This is a genomic window from Algoriphagus formosus (assembly GCF_002807035.1).
GTDB lineage: Bacteria > Bacteroidota > Bacteroidia > Cytophagales > Cyclobacteriaceae > Algoriphagus > Algoriphagus formosus.
Genome location: NZ_NIUC01000002.1, coordinates 245718 through 266317, shown reverse-complemented (window position 1 = coordinate 266317; position 20600 = coordinate 245718). Strand labels below are relative to the sequence as shown.

Annotated in this window: 16 protein-coding genes and 1 tRNA gene; 8 read left to right on the top strand and 9 right to left on the bottom strand. The window is 40.9% G+C overall.

The window, feature by feature from the left end:
• Positions 1-36 precede the first annotated feature (36 nt).
• Positions 37-234 (bottom strand): CsbD family protein, encoded by a 198-nt coding sequence (locus tag CDH51_RS07250; protein ID WP_100628038.1) that lies wholly within the window; start codon positions 232-234, stop codon positions 37-39.
• Between the two features lie 69 nt (positions 235-303).
• On the opposite strand from CDH51_RS07250, the gene CDH51_RS07245 reads away from it, so the two are divergent.
• Both CDH51_RS07245 and CDH51_RS07240 read left to right on the top strand, forming a co-directional pair.
• A complete protein-coding gene (locus CDH51_RS07245; protein ID WP_100628037.1) occupies positions 304-1125 on the top strand; it encodes a glycoside hydrolase family 16 protein in 822 nt (273 codons plus the stop codon).
• A gap of 75 nt (positions 1126-1200) precedes the next feature.
• Positions 1201-1848: an MCP four helix bundle domain-containing protein gene (locus CDH51_RS07240; protein ID WP_198514284.1), complete on the top strand. Its 648-nt coding sequence runs from the start codon at positions 1201-1203 to the stop codon at positions 1846-1848.
• Positions 1849-1906: 58 nt separating this feature from the next.
• On the opposite strand, the gene gcvP is transcribed toward CDH51_RS07240, so the two are convergent.
• A complete protein-coding gene (gcvP, locus tag CDH51_RS07235) occupies positions 1907-4801 on the bottom strand; it encodes an aminomethyl-transferring glycine dehydrogenase (protein ID WP_100628036.1) in 2895 nt (964 codons plus the stop codon).
• A 196-nt stretch (positions 4802-4997) separates the two neighbouring features.
• On the opposite strand from gcvP, the gene CDH51_RS07230 reads away from it, so the two are divergent.
• On the top strand, positions 4998-6494 hold the full coding sequence (locus tag CDH51_RS07230) for a M28 family metallopeptidase (protein WP_100629368.1): 1497 nt from the start codon (positions 4998-5000) through the stop codon (positions 6492-6494).
• 32 nt (positions 6495-6526) lie between these two features.
• On the opposite strand, the gene CDH51_RS07225 is transcribed toward CDH51_RS07230, so the two are convergent.
• The 3 genes from CDH51_RS07225 to CDH51_RS07215 form a co-directional block, all read right to left on the bottom strand.
• Entirely contained in the window at positions 6527-7660 is a 1134-nt protein-coding gene (locus CDH51_RS07225) for an alpha/beta fold hydrolase (protein ID WP_100628035.1), read from the bottom strand.
• A gap of 2 nt (positions 7661-7662) precedes the next feature.
• Positions 7663-8778 (bottom strand): DUF4221 family protein, encoded by a 1116-nt coding sequence (locus CDH51_RS07220; RefSeq protein WP_100628034.1) that lies wholly within the window; start codon positions 8776-8778, stop codon positions 7663-7665.
• A 63-nt stretch (positions 8779-8841) separates the two neighbouring features.
• Positions 8842-10191: a DEAD/DEAH box helicase gene (locus tag CDH51_RS07215; protein ID WP_100628033.1), complete on the bottom strand. Its 1350-nt coding sequence runs from the start codon at positions 10189-10191 to the stop codon at positions 8842-8844.
• 235 nt (positions 10192-10426) lie between these two features.
• Here CDH51_RS07215 and CDH51_RS07210 point away from each other — a divergent pair.
• The 5 genes from CDH51_RS07210 (at position 10427) to CDH51_RS07190 (ending at position 15267) form a co-directional block, all read left to right on the top strand.
• A tRNA-His gene (locus CDH51_RS07210) sits at positions 10427-10502 on the top strand.
• Between the two features lie 91 nt (positions 10503-10593).
• Complete coding sequence (locus CDH51_RS20185; RefSeq protein ID WP_165967536.1) at positions 10594-10734, top strand: hypothetical protein; 141 nt, start codon at positions 10594-10596, stop codon at positions 10732-10734.
• Positions 10735-10842: 108 nt separating this feature from the next.
• Positions 10843-12759 carry an amylo-alpha-1,6-glucosidase gene (locus CDH51_RS07200; protein WP_100628032.1) on the top strand — a complete coding sequence of 639 codons (1917 nt, stop codon included), beginning with the start codon at positions 10843-10845 and terminating at the stop codon, positions 12757-12759.
• 10 nt (positions 12760-12769) lie between these two features.
• Positions 12770-14053, top strand: coding sequence for a glycosyltransferase family 4 protein (locus CDH51_RS07195; RefSeq protein ID WP_024285051.1), 1284 nt, complete (start codon positions 12770-12772; stop codon positions 14051-14053).
• A 2-nt stretch (positions 14054-14055) separates the two neighbouring features.
• Positions 14056-15267, top strand: a complete 1212-nt coding sequence (locus CDH51_RS07190) for a glycoside hydrolase family 57 protein (RefSeq protein ID WP_100628031.1) — start codon at positions 14056-14058, stop codon at positions 15265-15267.
• Positions 15268-15400: 133 nt separating this feature from the next.
• On the opposite strand, the gene CDH51_RS07185 is transcribed toward CDH51_RS07190, so the two are convergent.
• The 4 genes from CDH51_RS07185 to CDH51_RS07170 are packed head-to-tail and all read right to left on the bottom strand — an operon-like array spanning position 15401 to position 20330.
• Entirely contained in the window at positions 15401-15790 is a 390-nt protein-coding gene (locus CDH51_RS07185; RefSeq protein ID WP_100628030.1) for a response regulator, read from the bottom strand.
• A complete protein-coding gene (locus CDH51_RS07180) occupies positions 15787-18921 on the bottom strand; it encodes a PAS domain S-box protein (protein ID WP_100628029.1) in 3135 nt (1044 codons plus the stop codon). Before CDH51_RS07180 ends, CDH51_RS07185 begins: the two co-directional genes overlap by 4 nt.
• Positions 18918-19349 carry a hypothetical protein gene (locus CDH51_RS07175; RefSeq protein ID WP_100628028.1) on the bottom strand — a complete coding sequence of 144 codons (432 nt, stop codon included), beginning with the start codon at positions 19347-19349 and terminating at the stop codon, positions 18918-18920. The genes CDH51_RS07180 and CDH51_RS07175 overlap by 4 nt, the downstream gene beginning before the upstream one ends.
• Positions 19350-19361: 12 nt before the next feature.
• The gene (locus CDH51_RS07170) at positions 19362-20330 is read right to left on the bottom strand and encodes a hypothetical protein (protein ID WP_100628027.1); all 969 of its coding nucleotides are present in this window, start codon (positions 20328-20330) and stop codon (positions 19362-19364) included.
• Positions 20331-20600 lie beyond the last annotated feature (270 nt).

The window sequence follows — 20600 nt, the reverse complement described above, 5'->3', positions numbered from 1 at the left end:
ATTTAACCAGCCTCTTCGATATTTGTTAGGGTAGACTTATTTGCTTTCTTCCTCAGTTTCAAAAATCATCTTTCTGAGGTTTTCTATTTTTTCACCGGTTTTTTCCTGTAAAAGACCCAAAAGCTCATCTTCCTGTCCCTCGGTAAACTTTAAATCATCGTCAGTCAGTGCGGCGTAAGTCTGCTTTAATTGTCCTTTCAGTTGATTCCATTTTCCTTTCAGTTGTAATGACATAAAATGTATATTTTTGGTTAGAATAAAAGATTAACAACAATAAAACCTATTTACCTAAAAAATAGTTCCATGCCTATTAAATTAAAAGTTTGTTTTCAATCCTTTTTGAGCCTATTACTTGTTTTCTTTTTTACCAATACGGAGTCTCTTCAAGCACAGAAACTGCTTTGGTCTGATGAGTTTGAAATTCCAGGATTGCCGGACGCCACTAAGTGGACATACGATGTGGGAGATCATGGCTGGGGAAACAATGAGTTGCAGTTTTATACAGAAAAAGACCTTAAAAATGCCCGGGTAGAAGATGGGTATTTGATCATTGAGGCAAGGTCTGATGCGGGTTTTCCAAAAGGCTATTCCTCTGCTCGATTACTTACTAGGGGAAAAGCAACCTGGAAATATGGTTACATAGAAGTGCGGGCAAAGCTTCCCAAAGGAGTTGGTACCTGGCCTGCTATCTGGATGCTAGCGGAGGAAAATCGCCATGGAGGCTGGCCAAAGAATGGGGAAATTGATATCATGGAGCATGTGGGATATGATCCCGGAGTGGTTCATGGCACTGTTCATACAGAGGCATTTAATCATGTCAAAGGCACCCAAAAAGGAAATCAGATTCAAGTTCCTGATTTTGATTCTGAATTTCATGTTTACGCCATCAATTGGACAGAAGAAAAGATTGATTTTCTAGTGGACGGTGTTCAGTATTTTACCTTTGAAAATACGGGAGGAAGCTATCAGGAATGGCCTTTTGATCAACCTTTTCACTTGATATTGAATATTGCAGTCGGAGGAAATTGGGGAGGTCGAGAAGGAGTAGATCCGGATATCTGGCCACAGCAGCTTGTAGTCGATTATGTCCGGGTCTATGATGAAATGCCGGGAGAGAACCCCTAATTTAATTTTTGGCAAACTGTCTAAGAATGCCTAAACTGAAGAAGAAAATTAGTTAGCCTTACTTACTAAAATACCATGTCCTCAATTCGAAGAAAAAAATTTCAGGCCTTCTTTATTGTCAGCCTTTTGCTTTTGTTGATCTATGCAAAAAATCTTATTGAGCGTCAGAATTTTAAAGAGATCAGCTCCACCTTTACTGAGGTGTATAACGACCGACTGGTGGTAGAAAGCTACATCTTTGATATTTCTGAAGGTCTTTTTCAGATCCAAAAGCTCGTAGACCACTGCGATATTGATTATGATTATTCGCGCGTTTTGGATGAAATTGAACAGGAGGAAAATGAGATTTTGGCGATCATAGAAGAATTTGAAAAGACAAAGCTGACACCGGATGAATCTCAATATTTGACAGATTTCAAAAATATCATTGTGAATGATCTATCGATCAAGAGTTATGATTTGCTTTACTCTGATTCTAGTGGAGTAAATATCGACCAAGTCAAGCGATATGATGCAAAAATTTCTCGGGCGAGAAAGGACTTGGATGATCTCAGTGCGATCCAATTGGATGAAGGTGAAAGATTGATCAAGAAAGCTAAAAGACTAATCAATCGCTCACAGATTTGGGCACAATTCGAAGTTGCACTCCTAATAATCCTGATTTTAGTGATGTTCTGGTTGATTTTCAGAAAATCAAAGGAAACAAAAGGGGTGATTTCCTAGGTAAAAATTTGACTATCAATAAAGAAGCCCGGTCTTTCGATCGGGCTTCTTTATGAATTTATACGAGCTCCTGCTCTTGGGCGTATTCCTCAACAGGGATACAGCTACACATCAAGTTCCTGTCACCATAGGCAGAATCAATTCTCCGTACGGTAGGCCAGAATTTATTATCCTTCACATAGGCCAAAGGATAAACAGCCTTTTCTCTGGAGTAAGGTAATTCCCAATCTCCGATCAAGACCATGTTTGCTGTGTGCGGAGCATTTTTCAACACATTATTTTCTCTATCAGCAGATCCATTTTCGATCTCTCTGATCTCCTCACGAATTCCAATCAATGCATCACAGAATCTATCCAACTCAGCCTTGGTCTCGGATTCGGTTGGTTCGATCATCATCGTGCCTGCCACAGGGAAAGATACAGTGGGAGCGTGGAAGCCATAATCCATCAATCGCTTGGCGATATCCTCTACTTCTACACCGAACTCCTTGAAGCCACGACAATCAATGATCATCTCATGAGCAGCTCTTCCATTAGCACCCGTGTAAAGAATAGGGTAATGACCATCCAATCTTTCCTTAATATAGTTGGCATTTAGAATAGCCATTTTAGTCGCATTGGTCAAACCATCTCCTCCCATCATTTCGATGTAAGCGTAGGAGATTGGAAGAATGCTAGCACTACCGTATGGTGCAGCTGAAATGGACGATACTGCTTGAGTTCCTCCCGTTTTAATGATTGGGTTTCCTGGTAAGAAAGGTGCCAAGTGAGCAGCTACGCAAATTGGTCCCATGCCTGGACCTCCACCACCGTGAGGAATACAGAATGTCTTGTGCAAGTTGAGGTGGCAGACATCAGCTCCGATTCGTCCCGGAGAGGTCAAACCTACCTGTGCGTTCATATTCGCACCATCCATGTAAACTTGTCCTCCAAATTCGTGGATAGTGGCGCAGATTTCCTGAATAGCTTCTTCGAATACCCCGTGTGTAGATGGATAGGTTACCATCAAAGCTGCAAGGTTTTCAGCATTTGCAGCAGCTTTTTCCTTCAGGTCTGCCACATCGATATTTCCTCTTTCGTCACATTTCACCAAGACTACTTTCATTCCGGCCATAACAGCGGAAGCAGGGTTGGTTCCGTGAGCAGAAGTAGGGATCAAAGCGATATTGCGGTGACCTTCGCCACGGCTCATGTGATAGGCTCGGATGACCATCAGGCCAGCATATTCGCCCTGAGCACCTGAGTTGGGCTGAAGAGAAGTGTCTGCGAAACCGGTGATTTCTGTCAACCATGTTCTGAGATTGGAAAACAACTCTTGGTAACCCAAAGTCTGATCCATAGGAGCAAATGGGTGAATCTGCCCAAATTCTGGCCAAGTGACAGGAATCATCTCAGCGGTAGCATTCAACTTCATGGTACAAGATCCCAAGGAGATCATGGAGTGTACCAAAGAAAGGTCTTTTGCTTCCAATCGCTTGATGTAGCGAAGCATTTCATGCTCGGAGTGGAAGTTGTTGAACACAGGGTGGGTGAGGTAGTCAGACTTTCTGGCTAGAGCCTCTGGCAATTCCAGATTCAAGTCAGCTACCAATTCATCCAAGTTCAACGTATGCTTTCCTTCTTCTGTAGCGAAGATGGATACGATAGCTTCTACATCAGCAAGCGACTTAGTCTCATCAAAGGAGATGAATATAGAGTCCTCTTCATAGCGGAAGTTCATTTCAGCTCCTAAGGCCAATCCTCTTACACGCTCGCGAGATACCTCATTCATTTTTACCTGAATGGTATCGAAGAAGGTTTGATCAGAAACTTCGAGGCCTACCTTCTTCAGTGCTTGAGCTGTCAATTTGGCAAGGCCATGCGTACGAAGCGCAATATTTTTCAATCCTTGCGGACCGTGATAGACTGCATAGAACGAAGACATCACGGCAAGTAATACCTGTGCGGTACAGATATTGGATGTGGCTTTTTCACGCTTGATATGTTGTTCACGTGTCTGAAGCGCCATGCGATAGGCTTTATTTCCAGCACGGTCTACAGATACACCGATGATTCGGCCTGGGATTTGTCTTTTGAAATCTTCCTTGGTTGCAAAAAATCCTGCGTGAGGTCCACCATATCCCATCGGTACACCAAATCGCTGTGCAGATCCTACTACCACATCGGCTCCCATTTCTCCCGGAGGGGTTAATAACGTGAGCGCCAAAAGGTCTGTGGCAAAGGCTGTCAATACATTGTTTTCTTTTGCGGCAGCTACTATGGCAGAGTAATCTCTCACAGCACCTTCTGCATCAGGGTATTGGAACATGACGCCATAAAGCTCAGGGTCGGTCACATCCAAATCTTGAATAGATCCAAATACCAATTCGATTCCTACCGGCTCAGCTCTAGTTTCAAGAAGCGCTCTGGTCTGAGGGAAGATTTTCTCGTCTACAAAGAATTTGTTTGCGGTTTTCTTCGCTCTTGGTTTTACGGAGTGAAGCATGGTCATTGCCTCGGCAGCTGCAGTGCCTTCATCCAATAGAGAAGCATTGGCTAGCTCCATGCCGGTCAGTTCCATGACCACCGTTTGGAAATTGATCAAAGCTTCCAATCTCCCTTGGGCAATTTCTGCCTGATACGGAGTGTAGGCTGTATACCACCCTGGGTTTTCCAGCACATTTCTCAAAATCACCCCCGGAACGATGGTATCGTAATAACCCATCCCAATGAAGGATTTGAATACCTTGTTTTTGGAAGCGAGTTTTTTGAAATCTCTTAGAAATTCAGATTCCAGTTTCGCTTTGGGCAAATCCAAAGGTCTTTCGTTTTGAATTGCTTTTGGGACGGTTTGATTGATAAGTTCCTCAAGGGATGTGGCACCGATCTTCTCCAACATTTCTGCGATTTCCGCCTCTGTCGGGCCATTGTGTCTGCTCTCAAACTTGACAGCATTCGAAAGGTTAATCTTCATACTTTTTTAATGGAAGCTGTGATGAATAGTAGGGTCTGAAATATTTTCAATTTCTGGCGGCAAATGTACAATTTATCAAGGGATAATCTTTACTTAACAGACAGAAATTCACCTCCTCAACACCCCTTTCGTGTAAACGGTTTACCGATAGGATAAAAAAATGTCTAGCTTAGCGATCAAAATAAAAAATAAACAAATGAATAAACGATTTCTACTGACTTCTGCACTGGCTTTGGGGATTTCCTGGGGCTCTTTTGCGCAGAATCCCGTGCAGGTAAAATATGCCAACACGATCACTGAGGCTGATTTGGAAGAGTACCTTACTTTCTTGGCTTCCGATGAAATGAGAGGCCGGGATACGGGTTCGCCTGAAGGGCTGATTGCTGCCAATTATTTGGCTGATTTTTACAAAGAACTGGGGCTGACTGGCCCGGTAGATGGAAGCTATTTTCAGCAGGTGCCTTTGGTGAGTGCTAAATTCGAAAAGGTCAGCTTGAAAGTGGGTAAGTCCAACTTGGTTGAAAACGAGGATTTTGTTTTTATCGGTGATGGAGACATGAAAAAAGCCTCCAAAACGGATTTGGTTTTCTTGGGTCTTGCCAATGATGAAAACCTTGCCAAAGTAGATGTAAGTGAAAAACTAGTCGGGATTTGGGCTGTAGGTGAGCGAAGCAATAGCTTAGTGGCTAAAGTGATGGATGCTGGAGCTGCCGGTGTGGTAATCGTCAGCATGGAAGGTCAGGCTAACTTTGACCGTATCGCCAACCGATACAAGACGCTTTCCGGAAGAGGTAGAATTGGATTTGAGCGTGAAATCGAACAGCGACCTATCTTCTTGGTGAGTTCTGATAAAATGGGAGAGTTTTTTGAAACTCCGGTGGAGGAGCTCAAGGAAGCTGCAAAGTCCAGTCCTGAGTCCATCAAGTCCCAAAAAGCGTCCTACCAAGTGCAAAAAAGCGTGACTCCAGTAGAAGCATACAATGTCTTGGGCTTTTTGGAAGGAACTGATAAGAAAGAAGAAGTATTTGTAATTTCTTCACACTATGATCACGTGGGTGTGAGTTCTACCGGCGAAATATTCAATGGTGCAGATGATGACGGTTCAGGGACTGTTTCTGTGATGGAAATTGCCGAAGCTTTTGCTACTGCAGCCAAAGAAGGTCATCGACCTAGAAGATCTATCCTCTTTTTGAATGTGACTGGTGAAGAAAAAGGCTTGCTGGGGTCTCAGTATTATTCTGAAAACCCAATATTCCCGATCGCCAATACTGTGAATAACATCAACATCGATATGGTAGGCCGTATTGACTACGAATATCAGGATGCTGAGAACAAGGACTATGTATATGTGATTGGTTCGGAGATGCTTTCTACCGATTTGAAGAAAATCAACGAGTACAATAATATCACCTACACAGACTTGATCTTGGACTATCGATATGATGCTGAGGATGATCCAAATCGATTCTACTATCGATCAGATCACTACAACTTTGCGAAGTTTGATATTCCGGTGATCTTCTTCTTCAACGGTGTGCATGATGATTACCATCAGGTGACCGATACAGTTGATAAAATCGAATTCCCACTGATGACCAAGCGGGCGCATTTGATTTTTCACACAGCTTGGGATTTGGCAAATAGAGAAAAGCGAACTCGAGTAGATGGAACGAACACTCGCGGAGAGCGATAAGATTGGAAAAGGGTCTCAGCTGAGACCCTTTTTTACTTTCCTACTCGGATAGAATTGTAATTTTTTTCCTGAAATAGTAATTCATGTTCTTGCAATAACTTAAACATTTCAATCTTAGTCGAAACATCATCTGAGCATAAACTAGAAATCAATGCTTCCCATATTCTGCGCTTTCGAGTTTCCGAAAAATCATACCCATCTCTAAGGTAATGTACAGAAGCGTTGGGGTAAAACTCTCCAATAACATCAAATGATTTAGGGTCTAAAAGCAAATTGTAAACCCCACCCACCAAAATTATTTTGGAGGAATATGCTTTTCCACGATCGTAATTTGTCCCGTTGAAGTATTCCAAAGACATTGTATTCGATCTTAGACTTGAAGAGAGTAAGCCCAAAAAATGGCCAAATGGCCCTAAATCATAGATTCCAATATCCAAATAATGCTCAAAAGCTCTTGCTTCTAATCCTAGACTTATTTCTTTTTGACTTTCTGAAAAAGAAGTTTTTACAAATTCTTTAATTCTCGATTCTAGCAAACTATCTCGAATAGGCTTGTCCATAAAAAAGTAAGGTTCAGAAGATGTAATTGAGAATCTTACAATTTGATCAGTTGAGTATTCTTTGAAAATTGAATCAAACCCTTCTAAAAGATCCCAAAAGCTTAGATTTTTTGGAATGTCTAGAAGCAGTGGATTTAAACTAACCACCTTTTCTACATTATTTGGAAATTCATGAAGATAGTAGTGAATAAGGCCTGCACCACTTCCAAACCCGATTAAAATTGCTGAATCATCCCCTAAAATTTCTTTTCGGACCACTTCTATATCTTTGATGATTTGACCTCGACTTAACCAGAGATATTTTTTATCAGATTCTATACCGGTGTTTTCTTCAATAAATTGGTTCAAATAAGGGGAGGAATACCTTCCATGGATTTTTATCAGATTGAATCCGGTAAATTCCAATTCTATCAAGTCACCTAATCCTAAATAATCATCAAGTGGATCAGCATGAGTAATGATAGTTTTCTTTTTAGAGTCAAAAGGTTGTTGAATAGAATATTCAATTTTGACTTTTATGGAATAGGGGTCTTCATGATCCAAGGGAACTTCTATCCAATCTGAATGACCAAAAGATAAAAGGAATATGAAACCAAAAAGACTCATGATTAATTTACTTTAAACTTAAATACGTCAAACATCAAAAAATCCTCATTTAAAAGAGAGTCTCCTGGGTGAGCTTTATTGAGATAAAGTCCATTTTCATTGACAAACCAATTGTTAATTTGGTAAGTGCGGTCTGGAAGAGGGACAGTCTGGATTAGCTCTAAATTTTCATCAAAGACTCTCAAAATCTGGCTTTTATCCAAGTAGGTTTTGTAAGAATTAGCATCTGGGCTATCCCAAACAATACTGTAAATCAAGTTTCTCCATGGATCAGGAATTGGTGATAAAAAATGTGGGTTTTCAATGGCATGCTGATCATAGGCTTGAGGATCGTTGGTTTGAGGAGTACTGGGCACAAACTTCACCTTAGAACTTGAAGTGGTAGACAATTTTTCATCATTCAATTGAAACCCATAAATCGTTGACTCATACTGGTAATTGAAAATCAATTGATTATCAAGTTTCCCATAAAAGCCCAAATAGGTCATAAATCCTACCTGGCCCGCAACAGATTTAAAATATTCTGAATGGTAGATGGGAAGTACATTTACTTCATTAGTCTCTAGATTCAAAGAAGTCATCAACGGTAACTCAGCTATTTCCAATAGGCTTACTCCCATTTGATTCATAAAAAAATACACGGATTGGCGTTCTGAATCATAGTATAATTTGAAATAAAAATTACACTGAGGAATTCCTAAGTTCAAATCGCCATAAATCTGAAATAGGTCCCAAGATTGCTTTTTACTCAAATCACCATTTAAAAGATGAAGTTTACCTAATTCGTAGACGAAAATGGAATCTGAAGATTGAACAAAAATTGACTCAATCTTTCCAATTCCATTAGGTCCGTCGGAATCCAAATTTTTTGATGTTATCGATTCTTCATGATCTAGGTTAAAAAAATCTAAGCTATGCCTTTTGTCATTATAGCTGACAAGGACCGGTTTCTCGTTTAGAGAGAAATTTGATTGGATTTGATAAGAGTTTAATTGTTCTGAAGAAATAGGGATTTTAATGGTTTCAATCGAGTATTTGATCGGGAGTTCTTCCTCCTGCGATGGCTGACAAGAGAAAAACCAAATAACTACCTGAATGATACTAAGGAGCCTTTTCATATTGCTAAATAATGAAAGGTGGTTTCACTAAAAAAAAATTAGTCTTTTTTAACTAAGTGCGTTCTAATTCTTCCTATTCTTCGTCTTCAACTGATTCCTATTCTTTTTCTTTCCGGATTTCTTCGCTTTTACTTTTTCACCTTTTCCGATATTTCGCTTGGGTTTGGCTTTCTTTTCATGAAAAGCTCCTTTGTAATCGGGGTTTTCTCTTTGCTTGAGCTTATCCAATTCACGAGCATAAATCTGCTGCTCTGCAAAAGGTGTTTCGGTGATTTTCACAGATTTGGGAATCGTTACCTCAGGTACATCCATGCGGATCAATTCTTCGATTTTTTCAAAATGCCAGACTTCTGCCGGATTGATGAAAGTAATGGCTTTCCCTTCATTTTCTGCTCTTCCGGTTCGGCCGATTCGATGCACATAGTCTTCATAGATCAAGGGCACATCAAAATTGATCACATGGGAAACCATCGTCACATCCAAGCCTCTGGAGGCCACATCTGTCGCAACTAAAAGTCGCACATCTCCAGCTTTGAAATCCTCCATGGAGTTGATTCGGGTGTTTTGCCCTTTATTGGCGTGAATGACGCGTACTTCGCCCACCTTTTTCCGCAGTAGAAAGCTGGATACTTCCTCGGCATTTTTCCGGCTTCGGGTAAAAATGATGGCTCGGTTGATTTCCTCGTTTTCGAGCAAGTGTTCCAGCAGGTTGATTTTCGTCCTCATGTTAGGTACGAAATACTTGACTTGAGCGATAGTCTCCGCAGTGGTGGCAGAGGGTGTGATTTCGACGCGCTCTGGAAATTCAAGAAACTCGGCAGAAAGTCGCTCCACCTTATCTGAGAAAGTCGCTGAGAAAAGTAGATTTTGACGCTTCACTGGGATAATTTCCAAAATAGCCCGAATCTGCGGTAGGAATCCCATATCCAGCATTTTATCCGCCTCATCTAGGACCATGGTTTTCAATTCCCGAGTCAGGATGACGCCCTTCTTATACAAATCCATGAATCGGCCCGGTGTCGCGATAATCAAATCCACTCCGGCTTCAATCTGCTCGATTTGGGTTTTTGGTCCCAATCCACCATAAAGACAGACTACGCGTAGGTCGGTGTATTTTCCCAAATCTTTGCAGACTGCCTCGATCTGCATGACGAGCTCCCGAGTAGGAGCAAGGACCATAGCCCGTGGATGCATGCCTTGGGCATACTTGATTTTCATCAGGATGGGAAGCACGTAGGCAGCGGTTTTTCCGGTACCTGTCTGCGCAATTCCCAATACATCATGACCTGCCAAGCCAAGCGGAATAGCCTTCTCCTGAATAGCGGTAGGAGTGCTGTAGCCTGCCTCTGCGATCGCATTAAGTAGCTGCTTATTCAGTTTAAATGCCTCAAAATTGATTGCCTGCTCGGCCATGATGGTTGGGTTTGGAAGGAGAAAAGATTAAATATTGTGCAAATATAGCGATTACGACTTGGAACTTTTCGGGTCTATTCCTTCAGTGTATCAATGGTCTTGTAATGTGGAGACGGGATGCCTATGATTTTTTCCTCAATTTCTAAAAATAATTTCGGGATGATTCTTGCGCAAAAAGGGACTTCTGTCTACCTTTGCCATCCGATTGAGAAAAAGTTCTCGAAGATTATCAAATGGTGATTGTAGCTCAGCTGGTTAGAGCGCTGGTTTGTGGCACCAGAGGTCGCCGGTTCGAACCCGGTCTTTCACCCCTAAAACCCCTCATTTTGAGGGGTTTTCCTTTTAATCCTCAGTACTTTGGCACAGGATTTGGTGCAAATCGACAAACTAAACCAACTTCAGATGTTTACATTGTTTAAAAACTCACCGAAATTCCCGGTGGTGAAACCGGTGAATATCTCGCTTGTCCGAAATTACATGGTCAAGTTTGAGGAGTCCCTCAAAAATTTTGAGGAAATTCAAAAAGAAGCTGTACGCTCCTAAAAAAGATTCGATTATCAGAAGGTTATGGCAACATAACCTTTATTTTTTTGCATTTGATTTTTCTTTCCGTTTCTATATTCTATTTTAACGGAAGCAACTTTTCAACCCATGAGTTATATCCATTTTGACAAGACCCAACTAGTCAACCTCAATTATTCCCTTGACCGGGAAATCATACGTACCAATCGTTCGGGAACCTATACAAGCACTACCATAATTGGTTGTAACACAAGGAAATACCACGGTCTTTTGGTGGCTCCTCAGCCAAAGATTGATTCTCAAAACCATGTCTTTCTGTCCACGGTCCATGAGACCGTTATTCAGCATGGGGCAAGTTTCAACTTGGGCATCAGCAAGTTTCCGGGAAACTACCATCCACGAGGGCATAAGTACTTGAAGGATTTTGACTCTGAACCCATACCGAAACTGACTTATCGTGTCGGTGGGGTTTTGCTCCAGAAGGAATTGATTCTCGATACCAATCGGGATCGGGTAATGATTCGATACACCTTGCTTGAAGCCCATTCGCCTACCAAAATTCGAATTCAGCCCTTTTTGGCTTTTCGAGGCTATCATACCCTTTGTAAGGAAAACAATGACATAAATAAGGATTTTGAAAAAGTGCCCAACGGTGTGAAGTTTCAACTTTACCCGGTATATGATCCCTTGTATCTACAGCTTTCCAAGAAGAACACCTTCGAGTCTGACCCGAAATGGTACAATAACCTAGAGTACATCATCGAAAGGGAGCGAGGCTATGATTATCAAGAAGACTTGTATGTACCTGGTTACTTTGAATTCGATATCAAAAAGGGGGAATCCGTGATTTTTGCGGCAGGTCTGACAGAGGCTGATCCAGCTACCCGACAGCGAGCCTTCGAAAAGGAGGTAGCTCGTAGAATTCCCCGAAATAATTTTGAAAACTGCCTGATTAATTCAGCCACTCAATTTATCCGAAAGCGAGAAGGGGATACCCGGATCATCGCAGGATATCCATGGTTTGGCTGGTGGGGTCGAGATACTTTTGTGGCTGCACCCGGATTGACTTTGGCCCGAGGGGACAAAGAGACTTTCCTGGAAATCATGGATACCATGTCCCGCGATCTGAAGGGACCGCTTTTCCCCAACGTGGGTAGTGGTGATTTCACCAACATGAATTCCATTGACGCTCCACTATGGTTCTCTTGGTCACTTCAGCAATATATTTTCTTTACAGGAGATAAAAAGACCATCCAAAAAAGATATTTGGATAAGCTAAAAGGCATAATCGATGGATATCGGGAAGGAACCGACTTCAATATTCATGTCATGGATAATGGATTGGTCTACGGAGGCTATGACGGCGTCGCATTGACTTGGATGGATGCAGTCACGGTGGATGGGCCTGTGACCCCTCGAACCGGTTCACCTGTGGAGATTCAGGCTCTTTGGTACAATGCACTCAAGTTCTATGAGGAGCTTTCCGGGGATCAGGAATATGGCAAGCTGGCAGAGAAAGCCAAAGAATCCTTCTTAGCTGAATTTTGGGATGAAGAAAATGGCTATTTGGCGGATTATGTTCATGATGGAGAAAAGGATTGGGCTATTCGGCCTAATATGGTTTTTGCGACTTCCTTGCCATACTCCATGCTGGATGAAAATCAAAAAGCCAGTGTGCTTGACTTAGTCAAGTCCAAACTTCTGACAAATCGAGGACTTCGGACGCTTGCTCCTGATGATCCTGCCTATAAAGGATATTACTTCGGTGATCCGATCAGTCGTGATAATGCTTATCACAATGGAACCGTTTGGGTCTGGCCTTTGGGTCATTTTGTAGATGCTTATTTGAAGCTTCATGGAAAATCCGGTGAAAATTTCATCAAGAAAATTATTCAGGGATTTGATGGAGTGATGACCCAATATGGTGTCGGTACAGTAGCAGAGATATTTGATGGAGATGCACCGCATCGGCCAAAGGGAGCGATTTCACAAGCTTGGAGTGTGGGAGAATTGCTGCGTATGATGGATTTAATAAAACGTCTATAATTTATTTTTCATGAGAGTCTTAATGTTTGGGTGGGAATTCCCGCCGCATATTTCCGGGGGCCTCGGTACTGCCTGTTATGGTTTGGTCAAGGGGATGGTTCACCACAATCAGGAGGTGATATTTGTAGTACCCAAACTTTGGGGTGATGAGGAGGAATTGGCAGACTTTGTCAATGCCAGTGATATCACCATAGACTATCGGGAAAAGAAGTTTAAAAGTATCTGGAAAAACCTGACCTATCTGGAAGTTTCCAGTTTTCTGGTTCCATATCTGGGTCCTGAAGAGTATCAGAAATTTACCGATTATGCGATTCATGATCGGACGGATGTGGATGAAAGTATTTTCACCACCAAATATGAGTTCAGCGGGAAATATGGTAAAAACCTCATGGAAGAGGTGAGTCGCTATGCCTTGACTGCTGCGCAAATAGCCCGGGATCGCGATGATTACGAAATCATCCATGCCCATGACTGGCTTTCTTTCCCTGCAGGTATAGCTGCAAAAGAAATCAGTGGAAAACCACTAGTAGCCCATGTGCATGCGACAGAATATGATCGATCTGGTGAATCAGTCAATAAGCCTGTTTTTGATATTGAAAAAGCGGGTATGGAAGCCGCCGACCATGTCGTGGCTGTCAGCCAACTCACCAAGAATACGATCATTCGTCGCTACGGAATTCCTGCGGAAAAAGTCAGCGTGCTGCACAATGCCGTATTGGATGCCAGCATCATCAAGTCAAAATATGAGAAGAAAGTACCAGAGAAAATTGTCACTTTCTTAGGGAGAATTACTTTTCAAAAAGGCCCTGAATACTTTGTGGAGGCAGCGAAAAAGGTCTTGGATCGGGATGAAAATGTACGCTTTGTCATGGCTGGGTCAGGAGACCTTCTCAACCGAATGATTGATCGGGTGGCAGAACTGCGCATGGGACATAAATTTCACTTTACAGGATTCCTGAAAGGCGATGACGTGGACCATATGTATGCCATTTCAGATGTCTATATCATGCCTTCTGTTTCGGAGCCTTTTGGAATTGCTCCTTTGGAAGCGGTGCGGCATAATACACCTACCGTAATTTCCAAGCAATCTGGGGTAGCAGAAGTCCTTCAGAATGCCATCAAAATAGACTATTGGGATGTGGATGCCATGGCGGATGCCACTTTTGCCTTGCTGCATTACCAAGGGATTTCTAAGATGTTTAAAGAACTGGGGAGTGAGGAGTTGAAAAATTTGAAATGGGAGCATGTGGCTGCCCGACTAGTTAAGATTTACGAAAAAACTTTAGCGCAATAACCATGAGAACGATTTGCTTTTACTTTCAGGTGCATCAGCCGTACCGGCTAAAGCCCTATCGCTTTTTTGATATTGGAGATGACCATTACTACTGGGATGATTTTCTAAACCGGAATGTTATGCGGAGGGTAGCCCAAAAGTGCTACTTGCCGATGAATGCCCTATTACTAGAGCTGATCGAAAAGCATCAAGGAGCGTTTAAAGTGACTTTTTCTTTTTCAGGGACCTATTTGGATCAATTGGAAGCCTATGCGCCGGATGTGCTCGAAAGCTTTCAAAGGCTGGTGGCGACAGGTCATGTGGAGGTGCTGAGCGAAACCTATGGTCACTCACTGGCTGCCCTGAAGAGCAAGGAAGAGTTTGCTCGCATGGTGAATCAACATAAGGAGAAAATCCAAAAATTATTCAATGGCTACACGCCCAAAGTCTTCCGAAATACCGAGCTTATCTACTCGGATCAAATCGGAGAAATGGTAGCAGATATGGGCTACAAAGGGATTTTAACTGAAGGTGCCAAGCATGTCTTGGGTTGGAAAAGCCCCAATTATGTGTACCAAAATAGCATCAAGCCAGAGCTCAAAGTACTCTTGAAAAACTTCCTGCTTTCTGATGATATTGCCTTCCGCTTCTCCAACAAGACCTGGAAAGATTATCCGCTAACTGTAGAGAAATTCATTTCTTGGATCAAGCCTATTCCAGCGTCCGAACCGGTTCTCAATCTCTTTATGGACTATGAGACCTTCGGGGAGCATCAATGGAAGGAGACGGGGATCTTTGAATTTATGCGCGCCTTGCCTGAGGCAGTTTTGAGTCAGACGAATTATGGCTTCTCTACGCCATCAGAGGTCTTGAATCAGGTAGAACCTGTAAGCCCTATTCAGGTGCCTTATCCGATCAGTTGGGCGGATGAAGAGCGTGACTTGACCGCATGGTTGGGAAATGATCTGCAGGATGAAGCTTTCGATCGACTCTATGAATTGGAGAAAATTGTGAGAAAGCTAGATGATCCGGATTTGATTCGAGACTGGAATTACCTACAGACCTCCGATCATTTCTACTATATGTGTACCAAGTTTTTCTCCGACGGGGATATTCACTCTTACTTCAGTCCTTACGATACGCCTTATGATGCATTTATCAATTATATGAATGTGCTCAGTGACTTTGTGCTACGGATCAAAGAGAAGCAAAAGGAGTTGGAGCTGATTCCTTAAAATGATTGGTTTATATAGCTCTTCTGGCTTTGTTGCCTGAGACAGGGAGGATTATTGAATTTAAGTGGTTGGTATTTAAGATTAATGATTGAAGAAAGTGGGTTGGAGGGTCTCTAGCCCATTAGGCCTAGTCTTATGAACTGAAAATTTCTATTAGTTTTTCAAGTCCTACTGGTTTCTTCAAATAACCTTTGACGAAGGGGTATTGATCTGCGTAAGCTTCGTCTACTTTGTTTATGGAGCTGGTGATTATGTATATCATTCCTGAAAATTCTGATGAATATTTTGAGAATTCATCTAAGAAATCCCAAGCGTCCCAAATAGGCATATTAATGTCTAATAAAATGTAATCTGGGAAACTCTCTGTATCTTTTTTTCTTTGAAGAATCCCCTCAAAAGCTTCTTTTCCATTTCTGAAAGTCAGTATTTCGCCAAAAAGGCCAGTAAACTCTATCATTTTTTGAGTGAGAGTCAAGTAGTTCTCATCATCTTCGATGATACAGATAGATTTATTTTTTTTCATTGATTTTTTAGATATACGCTAAAGGTGGAACCAATCCCTTCCTCACTCTCCACTTCTATTTTTCCTCCTAGGGTTTCTACTTGGAATTTGGTGATGAACAAACCAATTCCTCTGGAATCCGGGTGATTATGAAAAGTCTTATACATTCCAAAGATTTTTCGCCCTTGTCTTTTCAAATCGATTCCTAATCCATTGTCAGAGACTCGAAGTATAGTCCATTCATCTGAAATTTCTATGGAAATATTTATTCTTTTTTGCTTTTTAGGATCAGAATATTTGATGGCATTAGTGAGTAGATTTAAAATAATACTCTCTAAATAGCTTAAGATTCCCATCACCCAAGCCTTCCCCTGATTTTGTTCAAAATTAATTTGTACCTCAGAGCCCCTCGCAAGAGAAGATACATTTAGAAGCGTGGAGTTAATGATTTCTACTAGATTGAGTTTATCCAAATCCCCTGCTTCATTGATCTGTATATCTGCTACCTCCGAAAGGTTTTGAATAGATTCCATCAAATTATCAACGACATTTTTGAAATTTTGGAAGAAGATATTGGTTGCAAACTGCTTATCTTTTAACTCAATAAAAGATATCATTCCGCTTAGGTTGGCGGCATGTGACCGAAGGTTGTGAGAAACTATATGCGCAAAGTTTTTAAGACGGTCATTTTGTTTTTGGGTTAGATTAAGCAATTGGTTTTGCTCATCCTCTAATTTTTTCTTGTCAGTGATGTCTAGATGTATACCTACCGAACCAATCAATTCTCCTGCATCATTGTAATTAGGACCTCCACTGATCAGCCACCATCGTCGATTTCCAAACTTGTCAATTACTTCTGTTTCATAAACATCGGATTGTCCGATTTTTCGCAGGATGTTTTTCTGGATAATGGTCCTTTTTCCTTTTTCATCATGAAAAAATAAATCAATGCCTCTTTTTCCGATAAGCTCTTCTGTTGAATATCCTGACATTAGAGAGAAGCTTGGATTTGCATCTAAAATCGTATCGTCTTCATCTACTTCCAGGAATCCTAAATTCATATTCGCAATGATGTTCCTGTATTTTTCTTCCTGAATTTGGAGTTGTTTTTGGACTCGTTGCTTTTCTTTGACATTGATGATCATTTGACCGAAAAGTGTCAGGAGCTTGATTTCCTCGGCTGCGTATTTTCGTCTTGACCTGACGCTGTCAAAGCCTACAAACCCCTGTAGATTTTTGCCTTCAAAAATTGGAATCGTAATCAAACTTTGGATTCCTTGAGGCTCCAAAATTGACCTTAAATTAGTTTTCCCTTCTTCTACGATAGGCAACTCTTTTACATCTTCCACCAAGAAGGGTTGTTTTTTTAGATGCTTTTCGACCCATTCAGGGACAATATCCAGGGGGACGTTTTGTAAGTTTTGAATTTCCGGATCAATTCCGATTTCACACCATTCATACGTGTTGGTGGTAATTTTTTCTTTAAAGTTGTAATCAAAAATGTAAGCTCGATCTGCATTTACGAATTTTGCCATTTTTTCAAGTGAGCTTGAAATAACATTCTCGATCTTATTAATATCAATATTGATGTAAGTGGAGGAAATATCAATTAGGATATTCTGAAGTGCCACCTGATGCTGAATCAGCGCCTGATTTTCCTTTAGTTCACTGATATCGACCTCTACAGCCATATACCCCGTGATTTTATCAGAATCCTCACGCATCGGTACAATATTCAGTTGTAGCCAATATTCTTTTCCGTTTTTACCTCGGTTTAGTATTTCTGCGGTAACATTTTTACCTTCTAAAACCTCCTTTTTGATTTGCCTGGCAATTGTCCGGTCTGTCTTCTCGAATTGAAACATCCTAGGAGTCTGTCCTATGATCTCTTCCATAGAATATTCTGAGAGATTCAAGAATGCTTCATTTACCCAAGTAATTTTCAAATCCGTATCAGTGATAATTACTCCATTTGATGTTCTTTTTGCTACCAATGAGAGTTTTTCTACTTCCCGCTCTATTACTTTCCGGTCTGTGATATCTTGAATTGTGCCCGTTACGGTTCGGATATCCTGATTGGATAAGACTACGGGAGATCCCGTAATACTAATCCATTTTGACTCCTGAGTGAGAGGATCCACTATTTGCAAATCCATCTTAAATGACTCTTTGAAAACCCGACATCTATAGAATGCATCAATCAGTTTTTCACTATTCTTCTCATTTAAAAATGTCCGCCAAGAATTGTTATTACGCTCGAAATCATCCGGTATTCTGAAGATGTCATCGATCATTTCAGAATTTTGCCATTCACCAGTAATCAGGTTTACTTCATAATTCCCCAGTTTGGCGATTCGTTGAGCTTCTATCAGCCTGTTTTTTGTTTCCTCAAGAGCTTTTGTCCTAGCTTGAATTTGTTCTTCAAGTTTAAAGTTGAATTCTTCATTTTGGATTTTTGCTTGGAGCAAATGCTCCTTTAATTCTATCAGTGAGGTATTTAGACTTGATATCTCATCGACATTTGAAATGGTTTCTATTTCGATGTCATATTCACCAGTTTGTAGGCGATTAGAGATATTTGTGAGGTAGGTGATCGGTGTAGCAATCCGTTCGGCAATTCCATAAAATAAGCCTAAAGACATTACCAAAATGATCCCAAGGAAAACGTAAATGGGGTAATTGATTCGAAAAATTGCTTCTTCAATTACCTTATTTGATATAGCTAAGGCTACAAAGCCATTCAAATCATCAGAAATTATCGGATTTTTTACTAATAAATAGTTTATGGAATCTGCATTTAGTATCAATTCCGGATTTACTCCTTCAGGATTGCTTGCGAATACGGTCAGGTTACCTAGGGAGTCTTCTTCCACTAAGGCAATATATTCCAGTTCAGACTTTACATTGGCCAAATCAATGATGTCTGCCAGTCCTTCAAAGTCATTGTTTCGCAAGGCTAAGTTGACACCAAGTGCTGTTGTTCTACCTAGCTGGTTAAATTCGGTCTCAAAATTTTGTTTAAAGAGGGTGGATTGGCGACTAGGGTAGAGGACTAATAAGGATGCTAGTAGAATCGTAATCGATAGGGCAAAAGGAAACCATATACGAAAGGAAAGCCCATAGAGAATATTTTTTAAAGGATTCGGTTTCATTTGATCGATAATTTCAAATTAGAGGGAATCTCAATACTTCCTGCCGGAATAGCTGCAATTGCACCTGGGTTGTTTTCAACATATTCTACAATGTCCTTAGCAGACTGTAGAAATACAGGGGGGCTGGACCTTCCCTGAAATACTAGGGCAAGCCAAAACTTTTGCATTCCAGATACGCTTGTGTTGTAAAGATTATTAGCCACATCAGATGCAAGGCTAGAGTTTTTAGCAGGTAGAACAATGATTACTTTTTGATTACTATCCCAAAGTGACCTCCCATTTTTGAAAGTTTTCAATATTTCTGATTGGGGTAATTCAGTCACACCATTTACATTGATTATAAAATCCAATTCACCTATGTCAGATTTCTGTGCATAGCTGAGATGGGCTGCCAACAGCCCCAACACAATAAGATACCAGGTTTTCATAGTCCTCATTGATTAAAATCCGTATGCGACTTGAATCCTTAAAAATGGTCCTCCGTAGGATGTGGGATGGTTCTGATGAAAAGCGTGTTTGAATTCCCATTCTTTTTCCAATTGGATTTTTACGTTTAATAAATAGTCGAAAGAATAACGATAACCAAGAGCAATCTTAAGCCTTTCAGCAGGGTAAGCATGTACATCATTATCTGCCACATGAATGTAATCTCCTAATATATAAGGGGTGCTTTTTTCAGTCACATTTAGCCCGGCATAGACAAACTGGTAGAAATTATTGGCTCGTCCTGTAGTATCAGTAGTGGAAACATTATAGCCGGACTCGTTAAGGATCTCAAAATTGTCCTTGAAGTAGGCAAAAGAAAAACTCGTCAACCGGAATTTTACAGGTCCTTCATATCGCTGATCCAATGGTACTGATGAAGCAGTGCTATGGCCACTATGCACTCCTGGAGTGTTATCATGTAAATTATCCCAATAATAGGATGCGCCGATACGCATTCCGTCTCTTGGTTTGATATGAAATGAAGCCGAAAAAGATGGAACTACCGAATCATGATAAACATCCGTTGAACTTATCCCATTGCCAACCATTACATCATATCCAAAATTAAGCTTGCCTAAATTCTGGCCCTGAAACTGTAGACCCAGAGTATGGAGAGGAATAAAGTATGAAAAGCCAAGGGGGCGATCAATGACAGGGAAAAATACCCGACCATGATGATAAGAGTCATTCCAATAATTTAAAGGAGTATGAACTTTTCCAACTATCACCGAATGGTTGTTGGTATAGTTGAATTTTACAAGAGACCTCTCAATGCTCGGTAGGTAGTTAGTTACTGACTTAGAATTAAATCGAACAACATACTCTCCAATGAAAGTAATCTTGTCTGAAATAGTAGCATTTACGAAAAAGTCATGCTCACCAATTGCAAAAGATGCCTTCCTTCCCTCTTCATCTCTGATCATCGAAAACTCAAGGTGACCGAATCCATTAAACTGAGTCTGCTTAGTCTGGCCAAATACACGATTTGAAAAAAGAAAAAAAGCTATTAGACAGGATAGTATAAATGTAGTATTTGCTACCTTCTTATTTAATCTATTGCTAATTTTTACTTTATGTTCACACGGTGATTTATAGAATCCTTTCATGTTGTTTTACAATTTTGGATATCACAGGATTGAATAAATGATAATTTTACTTGGTTAATTCCAGTATTTTATTCTTGGAAAAATGAA